The 9,498-nt window shown below is 70.7% G+C and carries 9 protein-coding genes; 1 reads left to right on the top strand and 8 read right to left on the bottom strand.

Annotation, left to right across the window (positions count from 1 at the left end; translation table 11 throughout):
• On the top strand, nt 1–843 hold an 843-nt coding region (locus I0Q12_RS15035; protein WP_197252668.1), incomplete at its 5' end, for a low temperature requirement protein A.
• A gap of 10 nt (nt 844–853) precedes the next feature.
• Here the strand turns inward: I0Q12_RS15035 and I0Q12_RS15040 are convergent.
• From I0Q12_RS15040 to I0Q12_RS15075, 8 genes are all read right to left on the bottom strand, one after another.
• Nucleotides 854–2,362 (bottom strand): FUSC family protein, encoded by a 1,509-nt coding sequence (locus tag I0Q12_RS15040; RefSeq protein ID WP_231610709.1) that lies wholly within the window; start codon nt 2,360–2,362, stop codon nt 854–856.
• Nucleotides 2,363–2,484: 122 nt separating this feature from the next.
• Nucleotides 2,485–3,375 (bottom strand): sucrase ferredoxin, encoded by an 891-nt coding sequence (locus I0Q12_RS15045; RefSeq protein WP_307846251.1) that lies wholly within the window; start codon nt 3,373–3,375, stop codon nt 2,485–2,487.
• Nucleotides 3,376–3,443: 68 nt separating this feature from the next.
• Nucleotides 3,444–3,974: a hypothetical protein gene (locus I0Q12_RS15050; RefSeq protein ID WP_197252670.1), complete on the bottom strand. Its 531-nt coding sequence runs from the start codon at nt 3,972–3,974 to the stop codon at nt 3,444–3,446.
• Nucleotides 3,975–4,028: 54 nt separating this feature from the next.
• Nucleotides 4,029–4,865: an alpha/beta fold hydrolase gene (locus tag I0Q12_RS15055; RefSeq protein ID WP_197252671.1), complete on the bottom strand. Its 837-nt coding sequence runs from the start codon at nt 4,863–4,865 to the stop codon at nt 4,029–4,031.
• Between the two features lie 405 nt (nt 4,866–5,270).
• Nucleotides 5,271–5,993, bottom strand: coding sequence for an alpha/beta hydrolase (locus I0Q12_RS15060; protein ID WP_307846252.1), 723 nt, complete (start codon nt 5,991–5,993; stop codon nt 5,271–5,273).
• An 81-nt stretch (nt 5,994–6,074) separates the two neighbouring features.
• Nucleotides 6,075–6,989, bottom strand: coding sequence for an exodeoxyribonuclease III (locus I0Q12_RS15065; RefSeq protein ID WP_197252672.1), 915 nt, complete (start codon nt 6,987–6,989; stop codon nt 6,075–6,077).
• 2 nt (nt 6,990–6,991) lie between these two features.
• Nucleotides 6,992–7,756, bottom strand: a complete 765-nt coding sequence (locus I0Q12_RS15070) for an alpha/beta fold hydrolase (RefSeq protein WP_197252673.1) — start codon at nt 7,754–7,756, stop codon at nt 6,992–6,994.
• Between the two features lie 9 nt (nt 7,757–7,765).
• Nucleotides 7,766–9,334, bottom strand: coding sequence for a DNA polymerase Y family protein (locus I0Q12_RS15075; protein ID WP_307846253.1), 1,569 nt, complete (start codon nt 9,332–9,334; stop codon nt 7,766–7,768).
• Between the last annotated feature and the right edge of the window lie 164 nt (nt 9,335–9,498).

Below are 9,498 nucleotides of genomic sequence, written 5' to 3' on the forward strand. Positions count from 1 at the left end.
GTGATGCGCGTCGGACTGGTGGGTCAGTGGCTGCGCGTGGCGAAGCAGAACGAGACGCTGCGCCGCACGGCGCTGACCTATGCGGGGTTCGTGTCGATCGCGCAGCTCGGCTGGATCACGCTGATCTTCGTCGACGTCCCGGTGTGGGAGACGTTCCTGCTGACCGTTCCGCTGATCGTGCTCGAGTTGCTCGGGCCGGTTCTCGGTGAGCGCACCGCACGGACACCGTGGCATCCGCACCACATCGCGGAGCGGTACAGCCTGCTCACGATCATCGCGCTCGGTGAGGTGATCGTCGGAACCGTCGCGTCGCTCGGGGCGGTCGTCGACCTGCAGGGATGGGACGTCACGGCCGCCGTCACAGGTCTGGCCGGGGTGGGGCTGACGTTCGGGCTGTGGTGGGTGTACTTCCAGTACCCGTTCGGCGACGCGCTACACCATCACAGGTCGCGCTCGTTCGGCTGGGGATACGGGCACATCGTGGTGTTCGCGGCGCTGGCCGCGGTCGGCGCGGGACTGCACGTGGCCGGCTATCACCTCGAACACGAGTCGCACGTCTCGACGATGACGGTGCTCGCGACCGTCGCAATTCCCGTCGCGGTGTACCTGGTGGCGCTTGCCGCCCTGTACAGCCGGCTCGTCGGCGTCGACCTCGGAGTCGCCGGGACGACCGTCGCCGCGCTGGTGGTCCTCGGCGCGGCCGTCACGGCGGGTGCACTGGGTGTTCCGGTCCCCGTCTGCCTGCTGATCATGGCAGCGGCGCCGGTGGTGATCGTCGTGGCGGACGAGACCGTGCTGTGGAAGCGGCGTGAGGCGGCACTGGCCCGTCTGCGCGCGTCCTGAGCTGCGGTGATCAACGGCCGGCCAGGATCCGGTAGCCGCGCTCGTGCAGGCGACGGTGTTCCGCCCATCGCCGCGCGGTCCAGGCAGGCTCGGTGTGGGCAGCAGTGATCGCCGCGGCGGTCGAGGCGTGCAGGTCGAATTCGAGGTCGCGGCGCAGTTCGGCAAGCTCGCGGGCGTCGGCTGCGACGATCCGGTCGATCGTTCCGGCGACCTGGTCGTCCGCGTCGACGAGGATCCGGCGGTGCGCCCGCGGCAGCACACCCCACATCACGGCGAATGCGACGACCACACCGATGACGGTTTCGACGAGACGTTCCCGTGAGACCAGGACCAGATCCGCGGGTGTGCCGAGTGCTCCGAGGATCAGCGCGAGCGGGGTGATGAACACCATCGCGAGCCCGTAGTTGCGCACCAGATACGCCTCGATGCCGGCCATCATCGCGGCGCAGACCAGTACGAGCGCGGCCCCGCGCACGTCGAACAGCGACAGTCCCGCGAGCAGCGCCAGCCCGAGCACGGTCCCCACGAATCGGTGCGCCGCACGGTAGCTGCCGAGGATGCGGTCCGGTCCCTGGTGCAGGATCATCGCCGCGGTGATGACCGCCCAGTCCGGCCGCCCCAGTCCCGCCGCGACCGCGACTCCCCCGGCCACGGGGCCTGCGACGAGCAGCCGCAGCACCACCGTCACGGATCGACCGTCCGGATGCGCCGCACGCGCGAGTCGGTAGCGGACCGACGGCCGGTGCAGTGGAACCTGCGGACGGAGGTCGTCCTCGGGGTCGGCTTCGTGGTGATCGACGCCGTGCAGCACGGTCGCGCACCGTGCGTGCGCGCTCTGCAGCGCCCGGACCAGCGGATGCTCCGATCCGACGAGCCCGGCGTCGTGCAGGCACTGCCACGCCGCGTGCAGATCGTGCACCGCAGCGCGACGGTGCGCCGCCGAGTTCTCCTCGTACACGGCCTCGACCGCGGCGACCGCGGCGGCGACCGCGGTCCGCTCGGCGGTGCGCGGCCGGACGATCGCACCCGACATCGCGACCGCCAGCGCGGCGACCGCCCCGATCGCCGTCCATCCCACGATCGTCGCCACGGGTACCCCGGCCACGGGCAGCGACGACGCGATCTCGAGGGTCAACAACATCAGGAACGCTCCGGGCGCACCGAGCCGCAGGGCGTCGACGACGAACGCACACGACGCCACCACCACCGTCATGGTGAGCACCACGAGCATCGGCCACCATGCGGATCCGCCGGCCGCGACGGCGCTGTGCACCACCGACCCGACGGCGGCTCCGAGACCGGCCAGAGCGACGAGCACGCATCCGACGATCCCCACGGCCCGCCACCGCACCCGATACGGACGGGTCTCGCCGTACACGACGGCGAACGCGCCGAGCGTCGCGATCGCGGACACCGGTCCGGCGCCGGCGAGGACACCGGCGAGTCCTGGCACCGCGACGGTCACGGCCGCGCGGGCGACCCCGGGCCACTTGCGTCCCAGCCTCGGTACTCCCACCATCGCCGGCCACGGGGCAGCAGGGGCAGGAATCGGCAGGTCTACTCGTGGCACGACCATTCAGATTAGGAGGATCGCGGTCGCGCTCCCGAATCCGAAGCCTCGGGTGAGGCGCATCTCACCCGCTACAGCGCGGTGATCTTCGACGCGACGGTCGGGCGCACCGGCTTCGGCGCGGCACCGCAGCTCGCCGGTCGCGCCGGCAGTTCGTGCAGCTCGACGTCGACGCGCCAGGCGCGGCCGTCGCGGTGACGCACGATCGGTGAGGCTGCTTCGTCGACGGTGAGGGCATCGATACCGGCAGCGTCGATACCGGCAGCGGCGTCGAGTTCGCGCACCGCGATCTCCGCGACCTGACCGGCCGCGGCCCACGTGCTGCGTCCCCGCAGCCCCGGCAGGTACACCTCGCCGGCGGCCGCGGCACGCACCGCGTCGGCGCTGTGCGCGGCGTCGAGCCGACCGTAGGTGTAGCCGGTGGGCAGCAGGATCATCGACGGTGCGAAGCGGTGCCCACCCGTGTGCGAGCACTCCCACACGGTGTCGCCGAACTGTTGCGCGAGGACGGCCGCGATCGGGCGGCCCCGCACCGCGCAGCACTGGTCGCGTTTGCCGTGCGCGCACACCAGCACGATCGGGTCGGTCACCGCGGCGCCGAGAAGAGGCGCCGGTCCGGTGACGACCCGGGGCACGATGTCGAGCAGCTCGGCCGGCTCGGTGACCTCGAGGCGTTCGCACCACGTGTTGCCGGGTTCGGTGCGGGCGATCAGCACGGTGCGGGTCGGACGCTCCACGTCGCGGCCGGGACGGCGGATGAACTGGATGCGCACCCCCGCCGCGTCGGCGCGGGCGGACAGCTCGGTGGCGAGCTCGGTTCCGAGGGCGGTGCCGTCGAGCACGTCGCGACCCCACCCGGAGGGAACCTCGAGGCACACATATCCCGCTGCCGTGGCGGCGGTGCCGGGCAGCGGCTCCTCGGGGACGGACAGCGCGGAGCAGATCGGGGCGGCGATGGTCACCCGGCCATTGTCGCCGGTGCGGTCATCCGTGGCAGCGTCGGCCCTCGGCGAGTTGCCGGACGAACTTCTCAGCCCTTCTCACCGCGCAGACGTCGCAACCCGGCGCGGGTCCACACGCGCAGGAATCCTTGGGACAGATAGGCGAAGCAGCCGAACGCCAGCGTCCACTTGGTGACGCTGATCGTCGATACGGCACGAACCGTGGTGTCGTCGATGCGGTCGCGGTGGTCGAGCAGATACAGCCCGGCGATGTTCTCGACGTAGTCGCTCGCCGCCGCGGCCACCGACGCCACGGCGAGGGTACGGCGGGTGCCCGGCGACACCGGATGATGCTCGGCCAGCGACCGCACTCCTGCCCGCAATGCGACCGCAAAGGTCAAGGGATGCAACATGTCCCAGTAGTAGTGCTGCCGGTAGCGCTGCAGGTCCTCGGGCTGGAGATTGTCGAGGATCTTCCGGTACTTGTCCGCCGAGAAGGTGGTCTGGATCGCGCCCACGGTCGGGGCCGTGGATCCGAGGACGCGGGCCATGTTGGCCTGGGACGCCACGAACACCGCGGCCGAGCCGAGGAGCCGACGATCCGATGCGGTGAGAGCCATGCGCACGATGCTAGTGCCCACCACGACCTACCGGGGCTCGTGGTCGGACGTCGGTCAGCCGGCCAGGAAGGACAGCAACGCCGCGTTGACCTCGTCCGCGTGGGTCCACAGCAGACCGTGCGGAGCACCCTCGATCTCGACGTACTCTGCCGTCGGCAGCCGCCGTGAGAATGCGCGTCCGGTGGCATCGATCGGCAGGATGTTGTCCGCGGTGCCGTGCACGATCAGGGCCGGCACGTCGATCTTCGGGATGTCGTCGCGGAAGTCGGTGAACCATGTCAGCGGCGCGGCGGCCGCGGCGTACGACCCGGATCCGGCCGCCACGTTCCAGCTGTTGCGCAGCGCTTCCTCGCTCAGCCGGGTACCGAGGTTCTCGTCGGTGTTGTAGAAGCCGGCGAAGAACTCGGTGAAGTAGGCGTAGCGGTCCTTCTCGACCTTCGCGACGATGCCGTCGAAGAACTCGCGTGGAGCCGCACCGTCCGGGTTGTCGTCGGTTTGCAGCAGATACGGCTCGAGCGACCCGAGGAAAGCGGCCTTGGCCACACGTGCCGAGCCGTACCGGCCGATGTAGCGAGCGACCTCGCCGGTGCCCATCGAGAATCCGACCAGGACGACCTCGTGCAGGTCGAGGGTTTCCAGGACGACGTTCAGGTCGGCGGCGAAAGTGTCGTAGTCGTAGCCGACGGTCGGCTGACTGGACTGCCCGAAGCCCCGGCGGTCGTAGGTGACGACGCGGTAGCCGGCGGCGAGCAGTGCGGCGCTCTGCTTCTCCCAGGAGTGCCCGTCGAGGGGATAGCCGTGGATCAGGACGACCGGCTGCCCGGTGCCGTGGTCCTCGTAGTAGAGGTCGATGTCGGTGGTGTTTTCGGTTCCCACGGTGATGTACGGCATGAGTTCGCCTTTCCAGAACGCGAAGTGAGCAGACCATTCGGCCCACCCCGTCGGAGAATGCTCATTCCTCACGGTGCCCCTTGCGTAGAGAATACTCAGTCTCCACTCCCTCGAACGCCTCTACGCAACCTTTCCGTACAAGAACGACGTGGTGCTCGCCGTCCTCGACCATCGACGACAGATGTGGGAGAGCAGGCGACACACCCGGGCATCCCGGATCTCTTCCGGCGCGGAATATCCTCTCGCACAACAGCCTTTCCCCGACGTTCTCACGACGGCGCCCATCGTCGAAGCACCGGTCCCCGGATGGCCGACCGAGATCGGCGCGCCCGGATGACAGACGCCGACGACCGGCAGCGCGCGGCTGTCCGCCTCATCGGCGGCTGCGGGCGGCGGGCGACCCACTCAGAGCGCAGCGACCTTCAGCAGCATCTCGGCGACGGCCTCCGGCTCCGTGATCATCAGATCGTGACCGGTCTCGATCTCCCAGACCCGTTGCGCACCATCGGATCTGCCCTCTTTCGCGCCCTCGATCGCACTCAGCTCGGAGATGCAGACGACGTCGGTTCGTGGGATCTTCCGCATCGCGGCCTCGTTGATCAACAACAGCGGTTGGACGAAGGTCTCGAGCGGATGCGGCGTGAGCCGATTCTGCATCCACTCGAGATCGTCGGGGTCGGTGACCCCGTACAGCCGCCCCATCTCGGGTACCGGCCACAACACGAGTTCGGCACCGTCGACCTCACGGATGGTGCTGCGCGCGAATTCCATGAGGGCCGGGGCGATGTCGGTGAGGGACTGCCCGTCGGCGGGGCTCGCGGCGTCGAGATAGACGAGGTGACGGATCCTTCCCGGCGCCCGGTCCGCGACTCCGGTGATCACCATGCCGCCGTAGCTGTGACCGACGAGGATGACGTCGCTCAAACCCTCGAATTCGAGAACCGCGAGGATGTCGGAGATGTGGTGATCGAGATCGATACCCGGACGCACCAGATGGGCACGGTCACCGAGACCGGTCAGCGTCGGGGTGTGGACGTCGTGGCCCGCGGCGCGCAGCAGCGGCGCCAAGCGCCCCCAGCACCACCCGCCGTGCCCACCGCCGTGTACCAGAACAAATGTCGCCACCACGTACCCGCTTCCCCCTGGCAGAATCCCACTCCAAAAGATGAATACCACGTTCTCCGGCAGACGGGAAATGGGTGGTTCGCGTCAAATGTCGTAATCGACGACGACCGGCGCGTGATCGCTCATCCGGCGATCCGCCGACGGTTCCCGGTCCGTACCCCCCACGGTCGCGGTGCGCGCCAGACCCGGAGTCGCGAGGTGGTAGTCGATCCGCCACCCGACGTCGTTGGTGAACGACTCCCCCATCCACGACCACCACGAATACGGGCCGTCGACTCCCGGATACCGGCTGCGGACGACGTCGACGAGGGTGCGGGGCGAGAGCAGCGAATCGAGCCACGCGCGTTCCTCCGGAAGGAACCCCTCGGCTTGATTACTGCGCCGCCAGTTCCGCACGTCGTGCCGGGTGTGCGCGATGTTGAGATCGCCCATCAGCAACAGTTCCCGGCCCTGCGCCTTCGCCGCACGGCGCGACCGCGTCAGCTGCCGCGCGAAGGCGGCGAGAAACCGCATCTTGCGCTCGTATCGGGCGCCGCCGTCCGGCGCCTCCCGCATCCGCCCCGGCTTCTGCAGGTGCGCCGGAAGACCACCCTTCGGCAGATACAGCGACGCGACGGTGAGCGGGGCGTCGGCCAGATCGACCTCGATATACCGGCCCTGGCCGGCGAACTCCCCCAGCCCGCGCGCCAACGGCACCCGTTCGAGATCGACCCGATCGAGGTGTTCCTCGCCGGGCGCACGCAGCAACGCGGTCCCGCTCCAGGTGCGCACCGCGGCCGGTGGCTGCGCGGTCAGGATGCCGACGCCGTTGCGGCCGGCGAGAGTGCCCTCGTCGTAGGCGAAGTGGTACTTGCCGAAGACGCCGGGCGGAATCGCAGCGGCCGGGGCACGGACCTCCTGCAACGCGACCACGTCGGGGTCGCGTTCGCGCAGCCAGTCCTCGAATCCGCGCCGCTGCGCCGCGCGGATGCCGTTGATGTTGAAGGTCGCGATCCGCACGGTCAGTCCATGAGAAACGGCAGCACGGCCGCTTCGAAGTCGCGGAAACGGTCCCGGTGGATGCTGTGCCCGCACGCGATGTCGCGGAGGGTGCAATTCGGCAGTGCCGCGGCAGCCTCGGCGAGCAGGTGTGGATCGACCATGCTGCCGGGCCGCGCGCCCCGCAGGAACAGGGTCGGCGCGGCGAGGTCCGGCAGCCTCTGCCACCACCGCGGGTCCGGGGTGCGGAACTGTTCGATGGCCGAGGCGGTCATGCTCCGGTCGAACGCGATGGTCGCGCGCGGGTTGCGCACCAGACTGCTCGTGGCGTGCCACAGTTCCGCGACCGTCGGACGGCGGGACGGGATCTCCGGGACGGGATCGCCGGCGCGCAGCGGCAGCGGTGATTCCTCGAGTACGAGACGGCGCACCAGGTCCGGGCGATCTTGGGCGATCAGCGACCCGGTGCGGCCTCCGAGCGAATGACCGACCAGGTCGACGGTGTCGAGGTTCAGGTGGTCGCACAAACCGGTGATGTCGGCGGCGAACTCGCCGAACAGGTACGACCCGGCTCGGGCGCTACGTCCGTGCCCGCGCAGGTCGATCGCGACGACCCGGCGTCCGGCGGTGACGAGAGTGCGGGCGAAGCGGTCCCAGGTGCGGCTGTCACCGCCCATGCCGTGCACCAGCACCACCGGAACGGGGTGGGCGCGAGCGCTCGGCGCCGAGTCGCGGTAGGCGATCGCCACACCGTTCGGCTCGGCTGTCAACACGGTTTCCACGGACATCGAGCCTACTCAGTCGTAGACCCCCTCCACTTTCCAGCCGCCCGAGGTGTGGATCACCAGCAGCGCCCGCGACCCGTCGAGCAGCACCTGCAGCCGCGCCACCGCCCGGGCCTCGGCCGGATCCCACCAGTACTCGTCGACCGGCCAGGGTCCGGCCCAGCCCACCACCTGCCATCCACGGCTTCCCCACCGCAGATGTGCCGGTGCCGCGCTCAGCAACCCGCGCTCGGTCACCGCGACCTCCGCGCCCGCGTCGTCGAGCAGCGCGATCGACGGCGGAACGGTCAGCACCATGGCCGGGGCGGGTGGCGGGAGCCGCCCCGGCCACGGCGCCTCCGGGTCCGACGCGGGGACCCGCTCGTCCCCGACCGGCACCAGGGTGATGCGTTCGGCCGGGCCCCGGCCGCCGCTGAGCACCCCCACGAGGACGGCCTCACCGCCGAGCAGGCCCTGCACCCGCACCAGCGCGCGGCGGGCTCGTTCGTCCTCGTCGCCGACGCCGCCCCACAGTCCCGGTTGCAGGGCACCGGCCGATACCACCTCCACCGGTTCGAGCCGCAGCACCTCGATGCCGGCAGTCGGCCGGTCTCGGCTGCGTCCGGTGAGCCAGCCGTCGAGTTGCCAGCGCACCCGGTCGGCGGTGCCGTCGGGGGTCAGCGGTTCGGCGCAGCGCCAGGTACGGGCCAGTTCCTCGCCGCCCTCGGTGCGTGCCGCCACCAGCAACCGGGTGCACGCGACCCCGGCCGCCGCGAGCCGCACGTGCAGCAGTTCGGCGAGGGCACGGCCGGCGAACGCGGCCGCGTCCACCCGTTCGAGCGGCGGGTCGCAGCGCTGCTCGACGGTCAGGTCCGGGGGCGGCGTCCGACCGGACGGGGGCCGCTCCGGGTGTCCGCATGCGGTGCGGTGCGCCCTGACCGCGTCGGTCCCGAAACGCGAGGCGACGTCCCCGGCCGACAGCGCGGCGAAGGCCCCGATCGTGCGCAATCCGAGGCGACGCAACAGATCGACCAGTTCCTCACGTTCCGGTGCCGCCAGGGACGGCTCGACGGCCAGATCGGAAATGGGCAGCGGTGCAAGGAATTCCGCTCCCTTTCCCGGAGGTACCAGCGTTCCGCGGCGCGCCGCGAGCACCGCGGTGGACAGTTCGTCGGCGATCCCCACCTGGCATTCGACGCCGAGAGCGGCGACCTCGTCGACCAATCGTTCCGCGGCGGCCTCCTCCGAACCGAACCAGCGGACGACACCGCGGGCGGCGAGCACCACCAGGCCGGGGCGGAGCACCTCGACACCGGGGGCGGTCGCGTCGACCGCCTCCACCACCGGTTCGAACAGCCGCGCATCACGATTCGGATCAGCCTGCAGCACATGCAGTTCCGGGCATCTCGCCTGCGCCTCGCGACGCCGCAGACCGCGACGCACCCCGGCGGCGCGGGCGGTCGCCGAGCACGCGAGCACCCGGTTCGCCGCGACCACCGCGACCGGTTCCGACGCGGGCAGGTCCGCCGCGGCGGCCGCAGCGACGGCGGGCCAGTCCGGGCACCACAGGGCCAGCACCCGCGCCGGTTCGCGGGCGCTCACAGCGCGACCGGTCGGCGCGGCGAATCGACGCGGTCCGCGTGCTTCCATTCGGTCCGGGTGCGGGTGGCACACACGTCCATCCGGGTGGTCCGCGCCGGGAAGGCCCGGCCCTGGGCCCGCACCGACAGCCGGGTGCCGCGCAACCTGTCTCTTATACACATCTC

The sequence above is a fragment of the Rhodococcus sp. CX genome (assembly GCF_015865005.1).
Taxonomy (GTDB): domain Bacteria; phylum Actinomycetota; class Actinomycetes; order Mycobacteriales; family Mycobacteriaceae; genus Rhodococcus.

What these genes read in the sequence shown, in the direction of transcription:
- I0Q12_RS15040 (WP_231610709.1), bottom strand. Translation starts at nt 2,362, where the DNA reads ATGGTGGGAGTACCGAGGCTGGGACGCAAGTGGCCCGGGGTCGCCCGC.
- I0Q12_RS15050 (WP_197252670.1), bottom strand. Translation starts at nt 3,974, where the DNA reads ATGGCTCTCACCGCATCGGATCGTCGGCTCCTCGGCTCGGCCGCGGTG.
- I0Q12_RS15055 (WP_197252671.1), bottom strand. Translation starts at nt 4,865, where the DNA reads ATGCCGTACATCACCGTGGGAACCGAAAACACCACCGACATCGACCTC.
- I0Q12_RS15070 (WP_197252673.1), bottom strand. Translation starts at nt 7,756, where the DNA reads ATGTCCGTGGAAACCGTGTTGACAGCCGAGCCGAACGGTGTGGCGATC.